Source organism: Paenibacillus sp. FSL R5-0928 (genome assembly GCF_037970385.1).
GTDB lineage: Bacteria > Bacillota > Bacilli > Paenibacillales > Paenibacillaceae > Paenibacillus_AQ > Paenibacillus_AQ odorifer.
Window position 1 is genome coordinate 4051661 of sequence record NZ_CP150225.1, and the last position, 23551, is coordinate 4075211.

20 protein-coding genes are annotated in these 23551 nt (G+C 44.9%); 10 read left to right on the top strand and 10 right to left on the bottom strand.

Features of this window, described 5'->3' with window-relative positions; translation table 11 throughout:
* Window positions 1-341: 341 nt before the first annotated feature.
* From MKZ16_RS18200 to MKZ16_RS18210, 3 genes are all read left to right on the top strand, one after another.
* Window positions 342-2090, top strand: coding sequence for an ABC transporter transmembrane domain-containing protein (locus MKZ16_RS18200; RefSeq protein ID WP_036688020.1), 1749 nt, complete (start codon window positions 342-344; stop codon window positions 2088-2090).
* 58 nt (window positions 2091-2148) lie between these two features.
* Window positions 2149-4236: an ABC transporter ATP-binding protein gene (locus MKZ16_RS18205; RefSeq protein ID WP_036688022.1), complete on the top strand. Its 2088-nt coding sequence runs from the start codon at window positions 2149-2151 to the stop codon at window positions 4234-4236.
* A gap of 108 nt (window positions 4237-4344) precedes the next feature.
* Window positions 4345-5583, top strand: a complete 1239-nt coding sequence (locus MKZ16_RS18210; RefSeq protein ID WP_036688023.1) for a winged helix DNA-binding domain-containing protein — start codon at window positions 4345-4347, stop codon at window positions 5581-5583.
* On the opposite strand, the gene MKZ16_RS18215 is transcribed toward MKZ16_RS18210, so the two are convergent.
* From MKZ16_RS18215 to MKZ16_RS18235, 5 genes are all read right to left on the bottom strand, one after another.
* Entirely contained in the window at window positions 5575-6039 is a 465-nt protein-coding gene (locus MKZ16_RS18215; RefSeq protein ID WP_038571625.1) for a hypothetical protein, read from the bottom strand. The two genes, MKZ16_RS18210 and MKZ16_RS18215, sit on opposite strands and share 9 nt — an antisense overlap.
* Before the next feature lie 44 nt (window positions 6040-6083).
* On the bottom strand, window positions 6084-6797 hold the full coding sequence (locus tag MKZ16_RS18220; protein ID WP_076103966.1) for a hypothetical protein: 714 nt from the start codon (window positions 6795-6797) through the stop codon (window positions 6084-6086).
* 14 nt (window positions 6798-6811) lie between these two features.
* On the bottom strand, window positions 6812-7756 hold the full coding sequence (locus MKZ16_RS18225) for an ABC transporter ATP-binding protein (RefSeq protein WP_076103967.1): 945 nt from the start codon (window positions 7754-7756) through the stop codon (window positions 6812-6814).
* Between the two features lie 252 nt (window positions 7757-8008).
* A complete protein-coding gene (locus tag MKZ16_RS18230; protein ID WP_036688030.1) occupies window positions 8009-8356 on the bottom strand; it encodes a four-helix bundle copper-binding protein in 348 nt (115 codons plus the stop codon).
* A 92-nt stretch (window positions 8357-8448) separates the two neighbouring features.
* Window positions 8449-9468, bottom strand: coding sequence for a GTP-binding protein (locus tag MKZ16_RS18235; protein WP_038571630.1), 1020 nt, complete (start codon window positions 9466-9468; stop codon window positions 8449-8451).
* A 165-nt stretch (window positions 9469-9633) separates the two neighbouring features.
* On the opposite strand from MKZ16_RS18235, the gene MKZ16_RS18240 reads away from it, so the two are divergent.
* From MKZ16_RS18240 to MKZ16_RS18260, 5 genes are all read left to right on the top strand, one after another.
* Window positions 9634-10152: a molybdenum cofactor biosynthesis protein B gene (locus MKZ16_RS18240; RefSeq protein WP_036688034.1), complete on the top strand. Its 519-nt coding sequence runs from the start codon at window positions 9634-9636 to the stop codon at window positions 10150-10152.
* Window positions 10153-10656: 504 nt separating this feature from the next.
* Entirely contained in the window at window positions 10657-11694 is a 1038-nt protein-coding gene (locus MKZ16_RS18245; protein ID WP_076103968.1) for a metalloregulator ArsR/SmtB family transcription factor, read from the top strand.
* 24 nt (window positions 11695-11718) lie between these two features.
* On the top strand, window positions 11719-12516 hold the full coding sequence (locus MKZ16_RS18250) for an ABC transporter permease (RefSeq protein WP_036688041.1): 798 nt from the start codon (window positions 11719-11721) through the stop codon (window positions 12514-12516).
* Window positions 12517-12546: 30 nt separating this feature from the next.
* Window positions 12547-13557: an ABC transporter ATP-binding protein gene (locus MKZ16_RS18255; RefSeq protein WP_038574550.1), complete on the top strand. Its 1011-nt coding sequence runs from the start codon at window positions 12547-12549 to the stop codon at window positions 13555-13557.
* The gene (locus tag MKZ16_RS18260) at window positions 13554-14372 is read left to right on the top strand and encodes an ABC transporter permease (RefSeq protein ID WP_076103969.1); all 819 of its coding nucleotides are present in this window, start codon (window positions 13554-13556) and stop codon (window positions 14370-14372) included. The genes MKZ16_RS18255 and MKZ16_RS18260 overlap by 4 nt, the downstream gene beginning before the upstream one ends.
* 304 nt (window positions 14373-14676) lie before the next feature.
* Here the strand turns inward: MKZ16_RS18260 and MKZ16_RS18265 are convergent, their stop codons facing one another.
* Together MKZ16_RS18265 and MKZ16_RS18270 are read right to left on the bottom strand one after the other, a co-directional pair.
* Window positions 14677-16983 carry a thiamine pyrophosphate-dependent enzyme gene (locus tag MKZ16_RS18265; protein ID WP_076103970.1) on the bottom strand — a complete coding sequence of 769 codons (2307 nt, stop codon included), beginning with the start codon at window positions 16981-16983 and terminating at the stop codon, window positions 14677-14679.
* Window positions 16984-17008: 25 nt separating this feature from the next.
* Window positions 17009-18019, bottom strand: a complete 1011-nt coding sequence (locus MKZ16_RS18270; protein ID WP_038571642.1) for a 2-oxoacid:acceptor oxidoreductase family protein — start codon at window positions 18017-18019, stop codon at window positions 17009-17011.
* A 322-nt stretch (window positions 18020-18341) separates the two neighbouring features.
* Here MKZ16_RS18270 and MKZ16_RS18275 point away from each other — a divergent pair, with 322 nt between their 5' ends.
* Together MKZ16_RS18275 and MKZ16_RS18280 are read left to right on the top strand one after the other, a co-directional pair.
* Entirely contained in the window at window positions 18342-19685 is a 1344-nt protein-coding gene (locus MKZ16_RS18275; RefSeq protein WP_036688050.1) for an amino acid permease, read from the top strand.
* A gap of 146 nt (window positions 19686-19831) precedes the next feature.
* The gene (locus MKZ16_RS18280) at window positions 19832-20479 is read left to right on the top strand and encodes a hypothetical protein (RefSeq protein WP_339814388.1); all 648 of its coding nucleotides are present in this window, start codon (window positions 19832-19834) and stop codon (window positions 20477-20479) included.
* A gap of 196 nt (window positions 20480-20675) precedes the next feature.
* Here MKZ16_RS18280 and MKZ16_RS18285 read toward each other — a convergent pair whose 3' ends face one another.
* The 3 genes from MKZ16_RS18285 to MKZ16_RS18295 are packed head-to-tail and all read right to left on the bottom strand — an operon-like array spanning window position 20676 to window position 23518.
* A complete protein-coding gene (locus tag MKZ16_RS18285; protein WP_036688051.1) occupies window positions 20676-22127 on the bottom strand; it encodes a nicotinate phosphoribosyltransferase in 1452 nt (483 codons plus the stop codon).
* 51 nt (window positions 22128-22178) lie between these two features.
* On the bottom strand, window positions 22179-22718 hold the full coding sequence (locus MKZ16_RS18290; RefSeq protein ID WP_038571647.1) for an isochorismatase family cysteine hydrolase: 540 nt from the start codon (window positions 22716-22718) through the stop codon (window positions 22179-22181).
* Between the two features lie 29 nt (window positions 22719-22747).
* Complete coding sequence (locus MKZ16_RS18295; RefSeq protein ID WP_036688055.1) at window positions 22748-23518, bottom strand: NUDIX domain-containing protein; 771 nt, start codon at window positions 23516-23518, stop codon at window positions 22748-22750.
* Window positions 23519-23551 lie beyond the last annotated feature (33 nt).

The window sequence follows — 23551 nt, forward strand, 5'->3', positions numbered from 1 at the left end:
AGTTATTACCAAATTAATGAAAGGGGTGAGCGCGGTGTTTACGAAGTTACAGCCATATTATTTTACTATTGTTGGAATTTTTACTCAACCGAATACCGAAGCAGCCCAAGTGATTAAGCCATCCTGAAGTTTTTTACGAGTCTTATGGACCGTATAACTTTAGTTCTTGAAGGTCTCTCACATGCTTGGTGCTGTAACGCACCGTGCGCATGATAGCTGTAAATTACAGGCATATCGTCCGTTTTCGGATGATATGCCTTTTTTGTTTGCTGAAGAGATAATCACTTGCGCTTTTATCAGCATCACAAGCAATCATTACAACCTGAAAGGAAGGGATTTACTTGTTCTCTGTTCTTCGCGATCTCGGCTGGTTTTTTCGCCGAGAAAAAAGGCGTTACCTGATTGGACTCATATTACTCATAGGTGTAGGCGTTCTTGAATTACTCCCTCCACGTCTGCTAGGCAATGCCATTGACGACATAGTACGCGGTTCGATTACTACAGCTTCGCTTGCCAAATATATCGGCATGATCTTTATTTTGCTGCTAGTTATTTATTGGATTACCTACATATGGATGCACAAACTTTTCGGAGGTTCCAACCTTGTTGAGCGCCTGCTGCGCTCCCGATTTATGAATCATCTTATGACTATGACACCCTCGTTCTTCGAAAAAAATAGAACTGGTGACCTCATGGCCCGGGCAACCAATGATATCAGAGCCGTCTCAGCTACCGTAGGATTCGGGATGCTTACACTGGTGGATTCTACAATCTACCTCACGGTTGTGCTGTTTGCGATGGGCTTTCTCGTGAGTTGGAAATTGACCCTTGCAGCAGTATTACCATTACCCCTAATTGCAATAGCTATGATTTTTTATGGTAAAGCTATTCATGATCGATACAGCTTAGCGCAGGATGCATTCGGAGATATGAATGACCAAGTGCTCGAATCTGTCTCTGGTGTACGCGTAATCCGTGCTTATGTCCAAGAGCGTCTTGATGAAAAACGTTTCTCGGATATTACTGAAGATGTTTACAACAAAAATATGGCCGTAGCTCGTGTCGATGCTTTCTTCGAACCAACTATCCGCTTCTGCGTTGGACTCAGCTACATTATTGGTCTTACTTATGGGATTTACCTTGTATTCCGCAATCAGATCACACTGGGTGATCTTGTCTCCTTTAATATGTACCTCGGTATGATTGTATGGCCGATGTTCGCTATTGGAGAATTGATCAACATTATGCAGCGTGGTGGAGCTTCCCTCGAACGTATCGACGAGACGTTAAACTCCAAACCCGATGTTCAAAATGCTGCCCATCCTGTTCAAGTTCCCCACCCTACTCGAATCGAGCTTAACGATGTGACTTTCCGTTATCCTTCTTCGACGATAGACAATCTAAGCCATGTCAACTTAACCCTGAATCAAGGGCAGACATTAGGTGTAGTCGGGCGTACAGGAAGCGGGAAATCTACACTGCTCAAACAATTGCTCCGCGAATATCCGACAGGTAATGGAGAGATCCTTATCTCTGGCGTGCCTATTCAACAGATTTCCCTGGATCAGCTGCATAGCTGGATGGGTTATGTTCCGCAAGAGCAAATTCTTTTCTCCAAATCCGTTCGGCAAAACATTCAGTTTGGTCTAGACAACGCCGATGACGATACGATTATGCAAGCCATTACAGCTGCCGCTTTCCAGAACGACCTGGGCACATTGTCCGATGGTCTGGATACTCTGGTGGGTGAACGTGGTGTATCTCTCTCCGGTGGACAAAAGCAACGTGTCTCTCTGTCCAGAGCTTTTATCGCTAATCCTGATATTCTTATTCTGGACGATGCCTTATCAGCCGTTGACGCTCGTACGGAAGCTCAGATTATCGACAATATCCGGAATGAACGTGCCGGAAAAACCACATTAATCTCTACTCACCGTCTCTCCGCCGTCCAACATGCCGATATGATTGTTGTACTGGATAACGGACAAATCGTTGAGCGAGGTACACATCAGGAGCTGTTGGATTTGAATGGCTGGTACCGTGAACAATATGATCGGCAGCAAGTCGAAAATAACTTATCGAATGATTAAACTACAACCATAAATAAACGAGCTACGACTACGCAAAACATTTTAGGAGGTGTCACGGTTGACACAAAGTACAGGCAAACGCCTGCTGGAATATGCATTGACCGCAAAGAAAACCTTTATCGCAGCCCTTCTGCTGCTTTCAATCGGGGTAGCGGCAGAGCTGGCAGGTCCATTTATAGCCAAAAGCATGATCGACAATCACATGCTGGCCATCGAGAAGCCCTATTTCAGCACCACGTCTCCCGATAAGGCGGCTGAATATAACAATAGTTTATACAAACGGGGCGATCGCTTTGAGCCTGGTGAAACTAAAGGCCAAGAAATTCGTGTTCTTCAAGCAGGGAGAAGTTTTTATTTTATTAACGAAGCTGTAACACAGCCTGACGGTGAACGAAAGTTCATCGATGGAGAGATGCATATCACCCGTGGTGATAACGAAGTTATCTATCCGGCGGTTAAGCTATCGGCCGATGAGCTGTTCGCTTTTTACAAACCTGAGCTTCCTGGAATCTATCAGTTGGTCGGAATGTATGCTATTTTTCTTGTAATCTCCATCTTTGCTGAATTCGGAAAAACCTACTGGCTGCAATCTTCGGCGAATCAGGTAATCCGGAAGCTGCGAACAGATGTATACGCACATATCCAGCGACTACCCGTTCATTTTTTTGACAATTTGCCTGCTGGTAAGGTAGTGTCGCGGGTTACAAATGATACCGAGGCGATTAAGGATCTATTCATTGCCGTCCTTTCCAATTTCAGCACCGGTATTATCAATATAACTGGCGTATATATCGCTCTGTTCTTACTTGATGTCCGTCTGGGTCTGATCAGCTTGTTCATTGTACCTATTCTTGTGCTGTGGATCGTGCTCTATCGCAAAATTGCGACCAAATACAATACGATCATTCGCTCACGTCTAAGTGAAATTAACGCCATTATTAATGAATCGATTCAGGGGATGTCAATCGTCCGGATATTCCGCCGTCAGAAGCAGCTTAGTGCAGAATTTGAGAACCTGAACGATGATTACTTGAAATATCAGAATAAAATGTTAAATCTGAATGCTTTCACGTCCCACAATCTGGTGAACTCACTTCGTAGTCTCTCTTTTGTGATGGTGCTTTGGTATTTCGGACATGGCAGTATTACTGGTTCAACCTTTGTATCCTTAGGCGTTCTGTATGCCTTTGTCGATGTGCTCGGACGTTTGTTCCAACCTATCACAGGTATGGTGAACCAGTTGGCGAACCTGGATACTTCTATGGTATCTGCGGGACGTGTGTTTACGCTTATGGATGAACCTGGAGAGAATGTTACTGACGGCTCCATGCCACGCTACAAAGGAAAAGTGGAATTTAAGAATGTATCTTTTGCTTATAAAAAAGACTACGTCCTTCGCGATATCTCCTTTGAAGCACGCCCGGGTGAAACTGTCGCTCTTGTAGGTCATACGGGTTCCGGCAAAAGCTCAATCATCAATCTGCTGTTCCGGTTCTATGATCCACAAAAAGGCGATATTACGATTGACGGTCAAAAGGTTACGGATATTCCGAAGCAGTGGCTGCGGAATCACATGGGCATCGTGCTGCAGGATCCGTACCTCTTCACGGGCACCATTGCTTCGAACGTCAGCCTAGGGGATGAACGAATTTCACGTGAACGTGTAGAACGTGCATTGCGTGAGGTTGGTGCGGATAAGTTGCTCGCTCATCTTCCACAAGGATTTGATGAACCGGTAATTGAGAAAGGAAGTACTTTATCTGCGGGTCAGCGGCAATTGATTTCTTTTGCGAGAGCTCTCTCCTTTGACCCAGCTATTCTTATTCTAGATGAAGCTACCTCCAACATCGATACAGAAACGGAAAGCGTCATTCAGGATGCGCTGGAAGTTCTCAAAAAAGGACGCACCACTTTCATCATCGCTCACCGCTTATCCACGATTCGCAGTGCAGATCAGATTCTAGTCCTACATCACGGAGAGATCGTAGAACGCGGTAGCCACGATGAACTGATGGCGCTTGGCGGAAGATACTTCCGTATGTACCAGCTGCAAGTAGGTGCCGCTGCTAACAGCTCTGACGATAACGCTGGCGCAAGCAACCGTCCAGCACTCGGAAACTTGCAACCCTCTCTTGAGAAAATGTAATTTACAACCCTGAGTCACTTCATTGTGATTCAGGGTTTTTTCCTGCTTGATCTTAGAACAGATGTTCTGTATTATGGAAATTAATACATATCCTTGGAGGAGTAAACGATGCTTACTTATAATCTGACTAAGAAACAAGCCAGGCTTTTTCTGCTATCTCATCAAAAGTTAACTGCCGGAGCTATCCCTTCCGGAAAACTTAGTATTTATGACTATGTTCGTCACGTAGGCTGCATCCAATATGACCCCCTTAATATTGCCGGCCATAATCATGAGCTGGTCCTCCAAGCACGGATTCCGGGATTTACGCCAGAACTGGTCCAAGAGCTTCTGTATAAAGACAGGTTGCTCGTTGATGGCTGGGACAAGAACATGTCTATTTATTGTACAGAGGATTGGCCTTATTTTAAGCGGAGAAGAACAGCTGCTGCCTCCCACCATCAGGCTAATGAGCCTGTAATGGTCGCTGTAGCACAGGTTCGTGAAGAGCTTCAGAAGCGCGGTCCCCTCTCCTCTTTGGATTTAGACGGAAAGGAGAAAGTAGATTGGGCTTGGGCTCCGACAAGATTATCACGAGCTGCAATGGAAAGCATGTACTTTTGGGGAGAGATTGTTGTCCACCATCGTGTACATACTCGGCGATATTATGATTTCGCTGAACGTTTGTTACCCTCAGAGCTGCTGAGTTCAGCCGATCCAAATGTCACGGAAGAACAATTTCACGATTGGTATGTGATACGTAGAATAGGAAGTATCGGCTTGTTATGGAATAAATCTGGAGACGGATGGCTGGGCATATCCGGACTGAAGAGCAAAGAGCGTGCGGCGGCGATTCAGAGATTGCTGGAGAAGGATAGTCTCAGAGAAGTTTGGGTCGAGGGGATTAAGGTTCCGCTTTATATCCGCAGTATAGATGCTCCAACCTTGGAGTCTGTGATGCTGCAAGAATCTGAAGAGATTGGGCTTCAACCACGTGATTCATTTGCGGCTGTTTTGGCTCCGCTGGATAATTTGTTGTGGGAACGCGAGCTGGTTCGGCAATTATTCGGATTTCATTACCGCTGGGAGGTCTATAAGCCGGCAATAGAACGAGAATATGGTTACTATGTACTGCCAATATTATATAATGATCGTTTTGTTGGCAGATTTGAACCGGTGATGGATAAGAAGAACCAAACATTGAATATTAACAATTGGTGGTGGGAACCTGGAGAAAGCCTAACACCGGAGATGATTCCGGCATTAGGCGAAGCTTTAACTGCACTCTCTCGCTGTGTTAGAGCTTCTTCGGTTCATTTTAGACCAGAGGTTGTAACAGCTTGCGGCTTAGAAGGATTATTACAATAAGTTTTCCTCCTCTAATCCAAGCTTCGTGAACATTTCTGTGCAGTAGCCTTGCAGTTTAACTTCAAGTCTACTTGCTTTATTTTTAAAACGTTTCAGCTCCCGAATCATTTTAGCTCTTCCGGCAGGCGTAAAGGTTTCCTGTATACGCTCTTTAAAGTAATCATGAACGATGTAATTACGTTGTTTCCACACTTCCTCCAACTGAGCGGTTTCTTGCTCCGAGAAAGGAAAATGATGTTGGATTTCTTTGATGAGTTGGCCGAGTGAATTGCTGAGTTTTCGCTGATAAAGGTCTGTCAGATCTGCTTCTGTTGGCGTTTTTCCTTGTGATAGCTTAGTAAGCAATAGCAAGTTGGTAAGCTGCTGCTCGAGGGCCTGTCCATAATAAACTGCCAGTCCAAAATAGGCGAATAACTCTTTCGATTGTTCACTCTCAGGTACATATGTATCCTTCATCTTTTCCCCCACTTCTGTATCCTTGTTCCTTTTATCTATACAAGTTATGTTTTGTTGTAATCCCTCTGTCTTGATCTGTACAAATAAAAACCGATAAGCAGTGTTATATATACTAATGCTTGTGCAAATGAACCTAACAACTCCGCTAATGACAATGTATCAGCTTTCATCATGGCCTCCATTACAGGAGTTACTGGCGGCAACAACCAGATCAAAAAATGAAATATACCAGGCAAACTTTCGCTGATTTGTGCTCCACCCAGTGATAGTACAACGATAGCTAATAACATACCTGTTGCGTGACTGCCTTTTTGAATCCAAGAAGATTGAAAGAATAGGGCAATAGCCACACCAAGCATACCCAACAATCCATGTCCTATAAGCGCTAGAATTAACCGATATGCCCCAGGTGATTCTGCGAAATGACCTGTTACCCAAGGATAAAGGACAATCAATAGATCTATCAGCAACGTTAGAAATGCAAGCGTTAAGATACCACCTGCACTATGTTTTGCCGCACTTCGCATGTGAACAACTGCAATCTGCCGATGAACAGCGTGCTCATGATTCAAAAAACTAAGACTCATCCAAGCGCAGCTTATAAAGAGCATTACTGCTGTAGCGGCATAGCTATTCATAACTGGATTGGGCTTATAAGAATACAATATCAAGACTGCAATCACAATCCCTGCTAACGGGCCGAAATAACGCTGAGATCGAGTATAACTTCGCAGCATGTAAACGATAAACGGATACACGTAAGACCCCCTGTTCAACTTCTAGGATTCATCCATTTTTCTAAGTCATGCGATCCTCCGCGAGGTTCTACCGATTGTATTGAACCACCCGACTCCAAGATAACCCGCAAAAAAGCATCTGATTCTGAACTTGTTACTGTCAATGCCGTACATTCTATGTTACAACTATCCTTAAACGTATTTATTGCAATGAAACCTGCCATTTCCTTCAATTGCTGCAGTTTCTGAATCGACAGATTAGACAATAGTATGTATGTAGAGGGTTTAAAGTTCAGCTTCTCTGACCCCTGAATTGACTTTACAATTTTCCCTTCATGTATCACATGAACCTGATCCGCAAGCAATTCAATCCATTGGGGTTCATGTACAGAGAAGACTATAGCAGTACCCTTATTTCTCAAACCGATGAGAAGCTCAGCTAACTTATTCATTGAGGGGAGATCAAGGCCCGACATAGGTTCATCAAGAAGCAGCAATGAGGGACTTCCCAGCAAGCTTTGAATCAAATTAATTTTTTGCAGCATTCCTTTGGAGAAGTTTAGCATAGACTGCTTGCGAAAGTGCTCCAGCTTAAAAAGTTGAAATAACGTTGTTAGCTCCTGCTCGATCAGGACTGGCGCAAGGCCGCTAATCTGTCCCATACTTCGCAAGTACTGTTCTGGGGTCAGCTTCAACCCTGGAAACATCTCAGGTGCATAACCAATTCTCAGATTTGAATCCTTACAACTCAGCTTTCCAGAGGAAATATGGACCAGTCCAGCTAAGATTGACAACAGCGTACTTTTGCCGGATCCGTTCCGTCCGATCAGAGCAGTTGCAGTCCCCTTTTCAATAGTAAACGATACTTCTTCCAATACGGGTCGGCGTCCATACTGTTTACTGATCTGTTCTAATTCTATCAGGGGAATAGCAACATCTATACTACCGCTGGCAAAGTTACGATCTACTAAGTTCGCCACTTAACATTCTCCCTTCATATCTACTGTTAATTCTCCGGTTCCCTACGAATTTCCTCTTCTAGGAATCAAAAAAATGAAAGAACTGCTATAGCAGCCCTTTCTAAAACTTCCTTTCTATCCAGTATTCCTCCCCTTTTTTTCTACCAGTAGCATTAATCAAACAGACCTGAATATAAAAAACCAGACTATTGCTATATTTCTACAGCAACAGTCTGGCTATTAGTTCATATATGAGAGTTAAGCTATACGTTCTTACGCATATACCTCAACAGCATCGCTAATCAAACGGCATGCCTCTGCAGCTTTACGGCAGGCATTAATACATTCTTGGCAGTGATTATGTATATGCTTGCTGCTCTCATCTGCGCATGCTTCACAAATCTCCGCACATAGTTTTAGAATTCCAGATACAAACGGACTTTGACGGGTCATTGCTTGAATGGCATAAGAACAAATATCCGCACATTCACGATCGAGTCGCATGCTCTCACGAAGTGATGCAAGATCATATTCTTTTAGGCTTGAGACATAGCTGTAGTTACAGGCATTCATACTTTCGAGACAAGCGTCAATGCACTCCTGATATTGAATTCGGGTCATAGCCTTCAACCTCCTGCATTTTTAATGGGTATGCCTTACTATTAACCTACAAGATTAGGAATGAACCACAGCTTCTTCTGAAGCAGAACGGATTACAGGCTTCTTTTGATCGTGCCAGGCCGAACTAAAATACGTCCTTCCATCTCCAGCAGCTTCGTGCGTAACTCACTGGATGAGAAGTGTTCCCCGATAAATACAGCTACGTCTGGGACTTCGCCTTGAGGTGTGATTTTCATAAAATCAGCTTCACGGTAAGCATATTGAAAAAGAAAACGACTGGAGGTGTCATTAAAGGTCACAATGCCTTTAGCCCTATAAACATCCCGCGGAAGCTCCTTGACGAACTGTTCAAAGGTCTCGCTGTTGACAGGTCGTTTGAAGTAATGTGTGTATGCCATCACGTGATCATGAGAAGCATGGGTGCCTCCTAAAGGTAGTTGAGCTTCCTCATGCACTTGGCTTTCGCTGTCGCTCTCTTCAAGCTGTGTATCCGTAAGAACTCCACCTGCACTACGCAGGAGCTCCTCTGTGTCGATCTCACAACGCTCCGCTGGCATAATCGGTGCATAAGAATTCCATTTTCGCAGAACAGTTGTGATCTCTTCCGCTTCATCTGCTGAGACACGGTCAGTTTTATTCAGAATCAAAACAGATGCGCAGCGAATTTGCTCCTGCATCAGTCGATAGGTTGCCCCCTGCTGCGCACGGTACAATTCGAGCAGATGCGCGGCGTCAACGACGGTGATCAAGCTTTTTAGCTCGACTTTTTGATACAGTGAAGTTTCGGTTACACCATCTACAATTTCCAACGGGTTCGCCGCACCTGTGGCCTCAATAACAACCACATCAGGTGATTCCTTCTTGATAAGAGTAGTTAGCTCTGTGCTAAGATCCCCTCGGATAGAACAACAGATACAGCCACCGAGCAGCTCTGCCATAGGAACGGTTTGCTCAACCAGCAGCCCATCCAGGTTCACTTCACCCAGCTCATTCATCACTACGGCCGGGCGCAAGCCCTGATCTTTCCAATGTTCCAGCAGGCGCTGCAGCAGGGTAGTTTTGCCGCTTCCCAGAAATCCTGACAATATATACACAGGTACAACCTGTTCCATGATTCATCGCTCCTTGCAAATTACGGGTATGGTAGCGAGTTTACTACATGATGCCAAAGCACGCAAGCGGCACACCTATAACCTCAAAAGAATAGCGATTGATAACAAAACTTGTCTTTGCCTTCCCCATACCCTATCATGAGAACATCTCTAATTTAGGAGCTGATCTCATTGTCATCCGTTGAAGAACATCGGAAGGAAGCACCACAATCCGTTTCCTGCTACATCATTACCGTCTCAGACACCAGAACTACTGAAACAGATACCGGTGGAGCATTAATCAAATCCATGCTCGAGGCTGCCGGGTATGAAGTTATTGGTCATACCATTATCAAAGACAACTATCAGGACATTCGTGAACTACTCTATAAAAACGCTGATCACACTGAAGTTGAGGCCGTGTTGCTGACAGGTGGAACAGGAATCTCTCCCCGTGATACCACCTACGAAGCAGTTTCATCCTTGCTTGATAAAACGCTACCGGGCTTCGGTGAGATTTTTCGAATGTTAAGCTACACAGAGGACATTGGTTCGGCGGCAATCCTTAGCCGGGCAATTGCAGGTACGATTGGCAACACAGCTGTTTTTTCTATGCCCGGCTCCACTGGAGCCGTTAAATTGGCTATGGAACGGCTCATTATCCCGGAGCTTCGTCATGTAATGCGAGAGATATACAAACAATAATCCCACCCATTTTTTTATAAACTAGACAAATAACCAAGCATGCCTTTGTTCTGTGCGTATAATACGGTAAGTTCACACACAAAGGAGCTGAAGGAAATGTCAGAAGGATGTCCAAAATGCCCGGCCCAAACTGTCACTGACCCACCTAAGGTGGTTTATCAAGATTACTACCACCCTCAAGTTGTGAATGTTATTCACCCGGTAGAAATCGTTAGACGCCATCACTGTGTCCCAGTTCCTCGTCATTGCTACACCTATTCTGTTAAAGATATCATGTGCGATAACTCCATGATGCCTAGAGGCAGAAGATAACTCTACTTCATAACTCTATCAAAAGAATCCTATAAGTGAGAGAAACATCATCCATGTCCATCGCATGGGGATGTGCTCTCGCTTTTTTCTGCATAAAAGATTTGACAATCCTGACCAATCCCCCTATAATTTTGAACACTTTACGCGAAAGTGGTTTTTGATTAACCAAACAGTTAATCGGAGAGGAAAGAGATGAGCTCACTCCAAACTTTAAATCGAAAGATCAAAACGGTCGTCAGTCCTTTTCATGAGTTATTATGCAGTCTGCATGTCTTCCATCAACCAGAACACCATCCAACAAGATTACAATGGGCTCTGGAGCTCAAGAAAAGGATGCCTCTTGCTCTACAGGAGAACATCCACACACTTGGGCAGTTGTCAGACCGTTGGATCGCTCTGCTAGATTTACCGGACCGTATGGGTGTCCCTATTTCTTGCAATCAAGGAATCACCCTACTCAAAAAACTTCCGGATGCAGAGCTAGTGTATCTATTTATGAATCAAGAAATTGCACTAAGTACCCTAGTCGAATGGCTGAATGAATCTGAAAGCAAGCGTTCGCTGATGAAGTTGAGTGGAAACGTGAAGTACCTGATAAACAATCTGGCTAGTGTTCGCAAGCTGTTAATCTCAACATTAATTACATACGAACATGATTATTTCGGGCAGGAATGGGACTATATTGAACCATTTATGAACATCTCAGCCGCTCAGTTTCAAGACTTAGCCAGTCGTTCCCCGGAAAAGGCACTAAATACGCTCCACCCACGCCTCCTCGCAGAGAACGGGACTCTAACAGTTCAAAAGGCAGTAACGTATTACTTTTCTTATGAACAGCTTGGACAAGTGTACGTTTTTCCCTCTACATTCATATTTCCGCATCTGCTTGTTGGCTGGTACGAAGATACTTTATTTTTACCACTCACGGTGGATGTTCCCGGTCTTGCCTTTAGTGAAGGACCGCCGAGTGACCTGTTGCGCCAACTCAAAGCTTTAAGTGATGATACGCGGATGCGAATTCTGAAACTACTGTGGAAAAGTCCACATTGTACCAAGCAGCTTGCGCCAATATTGGGTATTTCTGAAGCTGCGGTCTCTAAACAGCTAAAACAACTAAGTGAAGCAGGATTTACCCAATCACAGCGAAAAGGGAATTATTTATTTTATTCAGTGAACAAAGAAGTCTTTGATAATCTTCTCGTTCTGCAAAGGCAGTACCTTGAACAATAAGGTTAATGAAAGGTGTGAGTACAGTTGTGGCATATCGCTATCGCAACTCTAAAAAGAAACCAAAAATCTAATCTTAGAGCCTTTCCCTGGACCTTTACATTCGGGCACATTATTGATGGAGTTTATCTAGTCATCATCTCTTATTTTTCTTATGTGTATCTAATCAATGGGGATATAGATTCAAAATTCGCTATCTATAGTGGCAGTGATGACTATCTGACCTATGTAATTATTGGAGGTATGCTCAGTATATTTTCCGTCAGTATGATGATGAATGTATCCAGGGCACTTATTACCGAATGGAGAGAAGGTACACTTGAGGCACTGTTGCTCTCCCCTTCAAGCCGGAGCGGTTATTTTCTAGGAAACGCAGTCCAGCAGTTGTATCGAAGCGGGGCGGAATTGCTGGTGGTTCTCTTCTTTGGCCTTTTGGCAGGACTTCGGCTCCCCTCTGTTCACTTTATATCTCTCCTCGTGGGAATTTTGCTGTTTTTACTATCATGTTATGCGATGGCGCTGGTGCTAGGAAGCATTATGCTTTATACAAGGGACACCTTCATTGTTCAAAATACTCTATTTACGATAACTGCTCTACTATGTGGATTTCAGTTTCCAAGGCAATACTTGCCTGACTACTTGCAGGCTATAGGTGAGATTTTCCCATTGACCTATGCGCTACAACTGCTACGAGGCACGCTGCTAACTGGAGAATCAATACGATTAATTGATGCATTGCCTATCATACTACTTAGTGTTGTATACATAACGGTTGGTCAATGGACAAATCGGCGCATAGAGCGCGGGTTGTTCGAACGTTTCTAAAACCTTGGAGGGTGAAAACCATTGATAAACATGCATGAAGTTACTAAAATTTACGAAAGCAAACATAGACTGGGCTGGTTCCGTTCGGAAAAAAGATCAGTGACTGCAGTGAAATCACTATCTTTAGATATCGCTGCGGGGGAAATCGTAGGTCTTCTCGGTCTAAATGGCGCTGGAAAAACCACTACAATACGTATGCTCTCTACTCTCCTAGAGCCAACCTCAGGCAGTATTGAAGTCGATGGAATGTCACTGCACAAGAATCGACAGGCCATTCAGCAAAAAGTAAATATGATCGCCGGAGGAGAACGAATGTTGTACTGGCGACTCACTGGTAGAGAGAATCTTCAATACTTCGGTAAACTCTATGGAATGAACAGCCCTCAAATCGCTAGAGAAGCAGAACGTCTTCTGGAGGAAGTAGGTTTGACCCAAGCTGCTGACCAACCCGTTGAGCAATATTCTAAAGGGATGAAGCAACGACTGCAAATCGCCCGCGGACTTATCAACGATCCACAATACTTATTTCTAGATGAGCCCACACTTGGCCTTGATGCCCCCATTGCCAGGCAGCTTCGCGGTACGATAAGAAAGCTTGCACTGGACAGTGGAAAGGGTATCCTTCTGACCAGCCATTATTTGCAGGAGGTCGAAGAACTCTGTGACCGGGTTTATGTACTGAATCGAGGCGAGCTTCTGCTCTGTGACAAACCTGAGCGGATTGTCCATCAGGTTGCAGGCTCGCAAACTGCTCATTTAGAGGTTACAGGCTGGCATGAATCACTTCGTCCCAAGCTACTAGAGCATCTACGAACATATACTCAGCCTGCGGAATTAATGGGTGTCTGCGCAACAGAAAAACTTGAACTTCGAAATGATGGACTGCAGCGCATTTCTGTAAAGACACCTTCGGCTGATAGGATCATTACAGAGCTGCTGCCATGGACTACGGAGCATGGGCTTAGCATTAAAAGCTTCGCATCCGAAAAACCTAATTTGGAGGATGCGATTATCCTCCTTTCGGAAGGAAGGGTATCATGAACTTACATAGCTTATGGTTTACCCTTAGCGCGGAGATCACTAAGCAGCATCGAAATAGAGTTAAGGGACGCGCAGTGTTTTTTTCACTTCTACTCTGGCCGGCGCTCACCTTTTTAACCACCTACTTTACTATGCAGCCCTTTAGAACAGGAGCAGGATCAGCACTCTCAAAAGTTATACCAGATGGACGGATTCCCCTTTTTCTGCTGAGCGGATATCTCGTCTTTCAGTTATACTGGACGGTTGTGCAAGCCGCATGGTTATTCGAACAAGAACGCAAAGGGGGCACACTTGAGGTAGTGTTCCTAACCCCAGCGTCAAAAATGGCCTTCCTGTATGGACGTTCCATATATTCACTATTTCACGGAATATGGATGTTCGCTTGTTTCTCCATCCTGACTTTCATTTTTCTTGCGGATGCAACGACTGTTAACTGGGGCGCCTTATTGCCTGTATTAGTACTTATCATGATATCAGCGGTTATATGGGGAGCTTTGCTGTGTGCGATATCTCTATTCTCAAGGGATTCAGGGCTACTCTATTACATCTTTCAAGCACCAATGGAGCTGTTTGGTGGGGTTCGTATTCCACCAGCGGTATTCCCAGCATGGGCAACGGGCCTATCCCTTCTGTTTCCACTCACATATAGTCTGGTTCTCGTGCGCGGGGCGTTATACGATAATATCGGGATTAGCTGGTGGTGGGCTCTCGGCGCTTTAATCGTAGGTAGTTCTTGTCTTGTCATTTGTACCCGCTATCTTCTGGTTAGGGCAGAACAACATGCAAGAGTAAAAGGGAATTGGACTTTATTCTAATTGTAAATGACCAAGTCTTTAACACATAGGACCTAAATGACGTTATTTGCCGGTTCTTAGCTTTTTCAGAAGTTTCGCGGACTCCAGTGACACTATTCCTTCAAAAAGGGTTCATATTGGGAGTTTTTAGGGCCGATAACTGCTATGCAGTCCGTTAGAATTCCAAATGGGAAAGAAGACTGTGTTTAAGGTCAGTGGTGTCCGAAAACTGTTTCTTACGCGCAAATGCTCCCTAACCACAAAAAACCCGGCAGACAAATCTGCCGGGTTTTTTCATATTTTATATGCTGGAGATAAACACATCTTATAAGTCAGGATGTTCGTGTTTTGCCTTGAGACGATTCCAACGGCGCTCAACTTCTTCTTCGAAGCTGTGCAAAGCTGGCTCATTCTCAGGTTTCAACAAGTGACGAGTTTTACCCATTGTCTTCAGCCATGCTGAGAGCTCGACACGTTTGCCCTTGTCTTCAGGATTATATGTGATATTCGTAGAACCATGCTCTACTTCATATAACGGGAAGAAGCAAGACTCAACAGCTAATGAAACGATGTTAGTGCCTTCCTTATCATCAGACATCCAGTTTAGCGGACATGCGATCAGGATTTTACCATACACCAAACCTTCGTTTTGTGCGTACCACTGTGCTTTTGCCGCTTTTTTCACCAGATCCTGCGGATAAGCCTCCGAACCCGTGAAGACATAAGGAATGTTAGTAGCCGCCATAATTTGTGCTGTATCTTTATGCTGAGTCACTTTACCTTGCTGCTGCTTGCCGATACTGGAGGTTGAAGTACGATGACCCAGTGGTGTCGAATAGGACTGCTGTGCTCCAGTATTCATGTAACCCTCGTTATCGTACTCTACAATAATCATTTTGTGACCACGCAGCGCAGCTCCAATTGCCGGTCCCATCCCGATGTCCATGCCGCCATCTCCGGTTACCATAACAAACGTAAAGTCCTCTTTAAGCCCTAGTCCATCCAGCTCACCGCGACGTTTGCGTTCCCAGAACATCTCTACGACACCGGACAAGGTAGCCGCTCCATTTTGGAAAAGATTATGGATAAACGTTGATTTATGGGAGGAATACGGGTACCCCGTAGTCGTTACCATGGCACAGCCTGTATGATAAAGTGCGACGATATCCCCTTCAATCCCTTTGAAGAAAGTCTCTAGTCCTGAGAAAATCCCACAACCCGGACACGCACCATGCCCTGGGGAGAGCCGTTTAGGTTTCTTCGTCAAGCTGCGTAGCGGCGGAATCCGTACGCTTAATTTGCCCGTTGCTTCATCCTGTTTCACAGTGATCAAGCCTGTCTTCAGTGAGTCAAAGTCCATTGGCTTCAGAAGACGTTGTGGAGCTTTATCTGGTGTACCCGGATTGTGGCCGTAATAATCAAATGGTATGTCTACTCGATCTGCAGCAACAGCATCAATTGCTAATTGGAAAAATGCATGACCATCTTCTGCGTAGAAGTCCTTACCACCCAAACCGTAAATACGGCTTATTACTTTAGTCGTAGTGTTGCCATATGTGAACAGGGCTGCCTTAATTTCATTGACCATGTTACCACCGTGTCCGCCAACAGAATCTGCGCGGTCACCAACGGTGATTGCTTTAACGTTTTTCAGCGCTTCAGCAATTTGCTTCTGCGGGAAAGGACGGATCATATTCGGCGAGATTGCACCGGCTTTGATTCCTTGCAAACGAAGCTGATCTACAACATCCTTAATAATCTCAGAGGCAGAATTCATCAAGAATACTGCTACTTCAGCATCTTCCATCCGATATTCCTCGATCATTGGATAATAACGTCCGGTTAACTCAGCAAATTCCTTCGCGATTTCTTCAAAAACTTCACCCGCATTGTACATAGCTACGGACTGTTGATAACGGTTGTTAATATAGTCAGGTTCGTTCATATAAGGACCAACGGTTACCGGATTATTGCGGTCTAAAGTATCGGTGAAACCTGTTGGAGGTTGTGCTCCAACAAATTTATGAACATCCTCCCGATGAGTAAAGGCCTGTACGCGGCGCTTCTGGTGGGAAGTGAAATATCCATCTGAAGCCACCATTACCGGAAGACGAACTTTAGCATGTTCAGCAAGCTTCAATGCCATTAGGTTCATATCATAAACAGATTGTGGATCCCGGCACATTAAAATAGGCCAACCTGTATTCAGGGCAAAATACAAATCAGAATGATCCCCGTGAATATTCAGCGGTCCAGAGATCGAACGGCAGATTAGATTCATAACCATAGGCATACGCGTACCAGCTTGTACAGGCAATTGCTCAAGCATGAACATATAACCTTGGGCACTGGTAGCATTAAATACACGTCCGCCAGCCGTTGAAGCGCCATAACAGATTCCAGCAGAGCTATGCTCGCCATCTGACGGAATCAGCATAATATCATGCTGTCCGTTCGCTTTCATCGTATCAAGAAATTGCGCTACTTCTGTCGATGGAGAAATCGGAAAATACCCCATTACATGATAATTAATCTGATGAGCAGCATAAGCTGCCATTTCATTGCCGGATTCATATAGGAATTTCTGCTCTACTTTAGCAGAGCCTACTTCTTTTTCATAATCTATTGCCACGTGTATTCCACCTTTCCTCCGTTAATTAGGCCTCAGTAACGAGATCAAAAATATGCCGGACCGTATGACTCTCTGCGTAGCCTTCTTCCTCACGTTCGCCAGACAAGGCAGTTGTAGGACAAGCTTCTACACATTTTAAACAGCCTTTACAGTATTGGTAATCAATACCTTGCAGGAACATTTGTGGACGCCCCTTCTTATCAGGCTGCTCATCCCAAACAAAACACAGATCAGGACACACCGTATCGCACTGCGCACAATGAATACAATCCTCCTGCTTAAAATGAGGCAGCAAACCGGAGCGAGAAATGCTCAAGTTCTTTAAAAAGCTGCTCCCAGGATTCGTAATGGTACCGCCGATAGGCTGTGTTTCATAACCCAATGCGGAAATATCAGACCGCACGAATTCAGGCATTGTCACGCCCGCAGGCAGTGGAAAATGCATAAACTTAACTTCATTAAATCCACGGTCGAAAGTAGTCAGCGCTGACTGTACTGCCTGTGGATACTTTTTGCCTAGTGATTTCTCTATAACGCCTTTCATAATTTCAGGGTCCAAGAAATCACACATCCGGAACAACGCGCCCAGCATCGCCATATTAACGCGGTTTTTCTCATCTAAGGCGATAGTTGTAGCATCAACGACTGCAATAGTTCCTGCCATCATATTCAGGGAGGATTTCAATTCCTCCGGCGATTTTGCTGAGTTTACCAATACTGTGCTATGTTCATAAATTCCGCTAATTACGTTAACTGTCTTTGCTAGTGCTTCGTGAAATACCCCAACAACATGCGGGCGCTCAACCGGAGACGTGTCACGAATAGGTGTGTTCAAATCACAAAACCGGATATGCGCTTTTACCGCTGATCCCTTCTTCTCCGAACCATATGACGAAAAGCTGACCCCATTCATTCCAGCACCGACAACACCTGCTTCCGCAAGCATTTTACCAGCCAGGTTCGCACCCAACCCTCCAATTGACTCCAGACGAATCTCAAAAAATCCGAGCTCGTTCACTTTTGGTAACTGTACCACCGACATAGCCCCTTTCAGAATGTCATCTAGTATAATATCCTTTTGACTTTTTCAACGATTGTAACTTGATTTCGCAAGACGCGAAGTGACAAATCTTGCATTTTCCAAGTGTTGCCTAAGCTTATTTATCTACTTTCATTTAGCAATAAAATTAAAAATTAAGATGTTAAATTCATCACATTGTTCATGATAAATATCACACACCGATGAAAAATCACCTCTATTTCTACAAATGTGTATCATTTATACTTTTCAACTAGTCCATTTCAGGATAAACTGATTCTTGGTGTAATTTTTTGAACCTACTTAGGAGGCATTAAATGTGAAGTCAAACGAAGCATCATTACAGAAAAAATTGCTTCCACGGCATATCAGCTTTATGGCGATGGGCGGCGTAATCGGTACGGGGATTTTTAAAGGAAGCTCTGAGACGATAAGCATTGCTGGACCAGGGGTTGTTCTCTCCTATGTATTGGCAGGCTTGCTGCTACTAGTCGTTATGGGTGCAATTGCCGAAATGGCCACGGTATACCCGAACAAAAATATGAAGGAATTCATTCGCGAGGCTTTTGGAGAACGGCTTTCCTTTATCGTGGGTTGGCTCTATTGCTTCATGTGGTTGACTGTCTGCGTGATCGAAGTGCTGGCGGCAGGAAGCTTCTTGCAATACTGGTTACCGGATGTTCCGTTATGGCTACTGAGTCTAGCAAGTGGTGCTTTAATTATTGGCATCAATATGATGAGTGTAAGCGGTTATGGAGAGACGGAGTTTTGGTTAGCAGGAATCAAAATAGCTATGATTATCATCTTTATTATCTTGGGAGCTGCATTATTGTTTGGGCTATTGCCTATGTCTGAAGGGACTCCCTATTTAAGTAATTTTACGGATTATGGCGGATTATTCCCACAAGGCTGGACACCTATCTTCTCTGCCCTTCTGGTCGTCATGTTCTCCTACGGCGGATCTGAGCTGATTGGACTAACCTTAACAGAAACTCAAGATGCAGAAAAAGTGTTGCCTAGAGTTGTCAAAAGCTTCATTTTGCGTGTTATTCTGTTCTACACCATTCCAATTCTGATCATCTGTGGGTTAATTCCTTGGAATCAGCTTAACGAGCATACCAGCCCCTTTGTGCAGGTGTTAGCGGCTACAGGACTTAAGGGTGCTGACCATGTTATGAACTTCATACTGATTACGGCTGTGCTCTCTGCTGCTAACTCCGGTATCTACGGCGCCACACGGATGTTACACTCTTTGGCTTCACAGGGTGAAGCTCCACGTAGCTTAGCAAAGACCTCAGCAAAAGGTGTGCCGATCAACAGTCTTAAACTTTGTGCTATAGTTCTTTTTGTTGGTTCTATGTTAGCGTACTTCGCACAGGATGGACTTTTCCGGCTGCTGATGGCTGTTCCCGGCTTCGTAGTAAGCTTAGTATGGATCAGCATCTGTCTATCACAGCTGAAGCTGCGAAAAACCTATCCTAAAGAGCCAAGCTTTAAAGTGTGGGGCTTTCCTTATATAACGATTTTGACGCTTATCTGTTTGTCGGTTATCACGATTTCCTTCCTTTTCGACACTCAGAACCGGATCAGCATAGGCACATGTCTGGGCTTCCTGCTGATGCTTACCATCTGGTCATTTGCGAAATTCCGGAAGAAGAACTAAACTAAATTGCTCGCATTGACATGTAAAAAGGTGTATCCATTGTTCTACGCGATCGCGTAGAATGGGGATACACCTTTTCTTATGGGATCGTTGATTCGCCTACTCGCACCGGATTCGCCCCATTCTGCGGGATTTATACCGTTGATTTGCCCACTCGCACCGGATTCGCCTCATTCTGCGGGATTTATACCGTTGATTCGCCTACTCGCACCGGATTCGTCCCGTTCTGCGGTATATATACCGTTGATATGCCCACTCACACCGGATTCGCCTCATTCTACGGGATTTATACCGTTGATTTACCTCCTCCCACCGGATTCGCCACATTCTACGGGATTTATACCGTTGATTTGCCTACTCGCACCGGATTCGTCCCGTTCTACGGTATATATACCGTTGATATGCCCACTCACACCGGATTCGGCTCATTCTACGGGATTTATACCGTTGATTCGCCTACTCGCACCGGATTCGCCACATTCTACGGGATTTATACCGTAGATTTGCCTACTCGCACCGGATGCGCCTCATTCTACGGGATTTATACCGTAGATTTGCCTACTCGCACCGGATTCGCCACATTCTACGGGATTTATACCGTAGATTTGCCTACTCGCACCGGATGCGCCTCATTCTACGGTATATATACCGTTGATTTGCCTACTCGCAACGGATTCGCCACATTCTACGGGATTTATACCGTTGATTCGCTCACTCGCACCGGGTTCGCCTCATTCTGCGGGATTTACTTATTCTTTTGGGTTTATGGTAATTTGTCGATATACTTTAACTAGTGTTCTGCTGCACAAAATGCAACGAAAGCCAAATCAGATATACGCAGACAAGCTGGCTTAATATACTCTCAGAAAATAAACTCGCGGCGTTCGAAGTTAACAAACGCAAGCTTCACCCAAACGTCGGCTTCACCCAAACGCAAAAAAGCACGGGAATCTAATCCTCCCATGCTTCTTTCCATCGAAACTACAAAATCTACTCGATTTCCGGCTGAATATGCTCCGCGATCAATTGTTGCTTGTTAGTCCAGACCTTCTCACTCAGATTCACCCGGTACACCTCAGGATTGAGCTTACGCAGATATTCCGGCCAGAACAGATCCTTCTGCTCCCGATGGTAACGGCGAACTTCATTCAGATCCGGCAAAGTATAGACCTGGAAGCCGTTCACATAGATCGGCTCAAGCATAGGCAGCGCTTCATAGCGCTCCACATACTTGTGCATGTATGGATGCAGCGGATTAAACAGCTTCACCCGACCGCCGTTGCGCGGAGCTTCCTCTTCCGGGAAGCAGATATAATCTGCTAGCGCTTTGCCATTTTTCCCGATAATCCGGAATACGTCCTTGCTGCCTGGCGTGGATACTTTTTCAGGGTTAGAAGAAATCTTGATCGTCGGTACCATTTCTCCCGTTGCGGACTCAATTTCTACCAGCTTATAGACCCCACCCAAAGAGGGTTGATCCGAAGCCGTAATCAATTGGGTGCCTACGCCCCACGTGTCGATGGCTGCACCTTGCAGCTTCAGATCCATGATTGTATTCTCATCCAAATCATTGGATGCCACAATCTTCACATAATCGAGCCCAGCTTCATCCAGCATGTTCCGCGCCTGCCGGGATAGATAGGCTAAGTCACCGCTGTCTAAGCGGATACCGATCATCTTTTTACCTTGAGCTTCAAGCTTTTTGGCGGTTCTAATCGCATTCGGCACACCACTGCGCAACGTATCGAAGGTATCAACTAATAGTGTAACTTCATCCGGCATCACCTTGGCATAAGCATCAAAAGCTTCCTGCTCGCTGCTGAAGCTCTGAACCCAAGAATGCGCATGTGTACCTTTGGTAGGGATGCCAAACATTTTACCTGCCAGCATGTTAGAGGTTGCATCAAAGCCGCCGATATAAGCCGCTCTAGCGCCCCAGACCGCCGCATCCGCTTCTTGTGCCCGTCGGGTACCAAACTCCAGCAGAATATCATTCGGAGCCACCTGCTTAATTCGGGAAGCCTTCGTAGCGATCAGCGTCTGGTAGTTCATGAAGTTCAGAATGGCGGTCTCCACCAGCTGCGCTTCCATGATCGTCCCTTCCACACGGATTAGTGGCTCATCCGGAAAAATCAACGCCCCTTCTTTCATCGAATAAACATTGCCCTGAAAATGAAATTGCAGCAGTTCTTCCAAAAAAGCGGGAGCGTAATTTTCTTCTTGCTCCGACAAGTAACGGATATCATCTTCGGTGAAACGCAAACCGCCGATGTACCCAACGATACGCTCTAATCCTGCGAACACGGCATAGCCGTTTCCGAAAGGTAACTTGCGGAAATAAGCTTCAAATACAGCTTTTCGCTTATGGCTTCCATTCACCCAGTGAGCATACATCATATTGATCTGATATTTATCTGTATGTAGCGCAAGTTCTCTCTTCAAGTCCTCATCTCCTAATATCCACGTTGCTGTATGTGTATGTTTTTTATAGTATTATGCCTTAACAACGTCTGCTCCTAAACTTCCCCGGAAATGATTTAGTGCCCATTTATGTCCATCCGCGTTGAAGCTGGCGACCGCATCTTCGTGCAAAGTAATAATAAAACCTTTGTTATATGCATCCACCGCAGTGTGCAAAACACATATATCTGTACATACACCAATCAAATGAAGGTCAGTAATGCCACGTTCCCGCAGCTTGATCTCTAGATCGGTTCCACTAAAAGCGCTATATCGAGTTTTGTCCATCCAATAGATGGAATCCTGGTCAGCTTCATAAACAGTTTTCAGACTTCCATAAAGCTCCCGCCCCTCAGTCCCTCGTACATTGTGAGGTGGAAACAGTTTACTCTCAGGATGATAAGGATCATTGTCTTCATGTAAATCTACAGCCATTACAACATAATCGCCATTTTGGACAAACTCAGATGTTAATTGGCTGATTCTTGGCTCGATGTCGATTGCAGGCTGCCCAACCGGTAAATTCCCATTGACAAAATCATTGGTAAAGTCAATTACTATTAGTGCTCTCATGAGAATCGTCCCTCCCCTGATTTAAGACACTACGTATAAATGGACAACAATGGCTCGTGATCTGTAAACATATACAGCTGAGCCGGGCGTTGTGAGTATTGATTGGAGCTGAGTGCATTGCCCTCTTCATCTCTCACTTCTTTTAATATACCCTGACGGCTGCGTGTTGACGTGATTTTACGAATAAAATTTGGCTCTTTAAATTCCGGCACTACTGTCTGAATCACCTGATAAAGCTCACTTAGCGTAAAATGCCTAGGCAAAAACTGTCTTGCTATCGTTGTCTGCAGCATTTGCTGTTGGATACGTACGTATGCATCCTTGATGATTTCATGGTGGTCAAAAGCGAGCTCCAGTTCTTCTAACGCTTCCTGCAACGTAAATAAACCCACTTCACCCGCATCGTCGGAAGCTTGTCTTTGTTCCAGCATCCACTCTTCTACTAAGGCGAAAAAGGCATGGCTGATTATCCATCCCCGAGGGTCGCGGCCAGGTGTACTATAAACTCCAAGATATTCTAAGTGACCTCCATCGACACCGGTCTCTTCTTTCAGCTCACGAGTTGCAGCATCATAAATAGACTCATCTTCCTGACAGAATCCGCCTGGTAGAGCCCACATGCCTGCACATGGCCATTTTTTCCGTCTAATTAACATTACCTTCAATTCACGTAAAGGCAGCGTCTTAGTGACCGTCTTCCGTTCGCGTTTGGTCAGTGTAAACATTACAATGTCGGCCGGAACACCATCCGGTGTACGATATTTTTTGGCGTTATAGGTTAATTCCCCATTGTCGCTCATAATTGCCCCATCCTTTTCCGAAGCTGTAGTTTT

Bases quoted from the DNA above. Each gene is read 5' to 3' on its own strand.
- MKZ16_RS18210 (WP_036688023.1), top strand. From the start codon at position 4,345: ATGCTTACTTATAATCTGACTAAGAAACAAGCCAGGCTTTTTCTGCTA.
- MKZ16_RS18215 (WP_038571625.1), bottom strand. From the start codon at position 6,039: ATGAAGGATACATATGTACCTGAGAGTGAACAATCGAAAGAGTTATTC.
- MKZ16_RS18230 (WP_036688030.1), bottom strand. From the start codon at position 8,356: ATGACCCGAATTCAATATCAGGAGTGCATTGACGCTTGTCTCGAAAGT.
- MKZ16_RS18235 (WP_038571630.1), bottom strand. From the start codon at position 9,468: ATGGAACAGGTTGTACCTGTGTATATATTGTCAGGATTTCTGGGAAGC.
- MKZ16_RS18245 (WP_076103968.1), top strand. From the start codon at position 10,657: ATGAGCTCACTCCAAACTTTAAATCGAAAGATCAAAACGGTCGTCAGT.
- MKZ16_RS18255 (WP_038574550.1), top strand. From the start codon at position 12,547: ATGCATGAAGTTACTAAAATTTACGAAAGCAAACATAGACTGGGCTGG.
- MKZ16_RS18260 (WP_076103969.1), top strand. From the start codon at position 13,554: ATGAACTTACATAGCTTATGGTTTACCCTTAGCGCGGAGATCACTAAG.
- MKZ16_RS18290 (WP_038571647.1), bottom strand. From the start codon at position 22,718: ATGAGAGCACTAATAGTAATTGACTTTACCAATGATTTTGTCAATGGG.
- MKZ16_RS18295 (WP_036688055.1), bottom strand. From the start codon at position 23,518: ATGAGCGACAATGGGGAATTAACCTATAACGCCAAAAAATATCGTACA.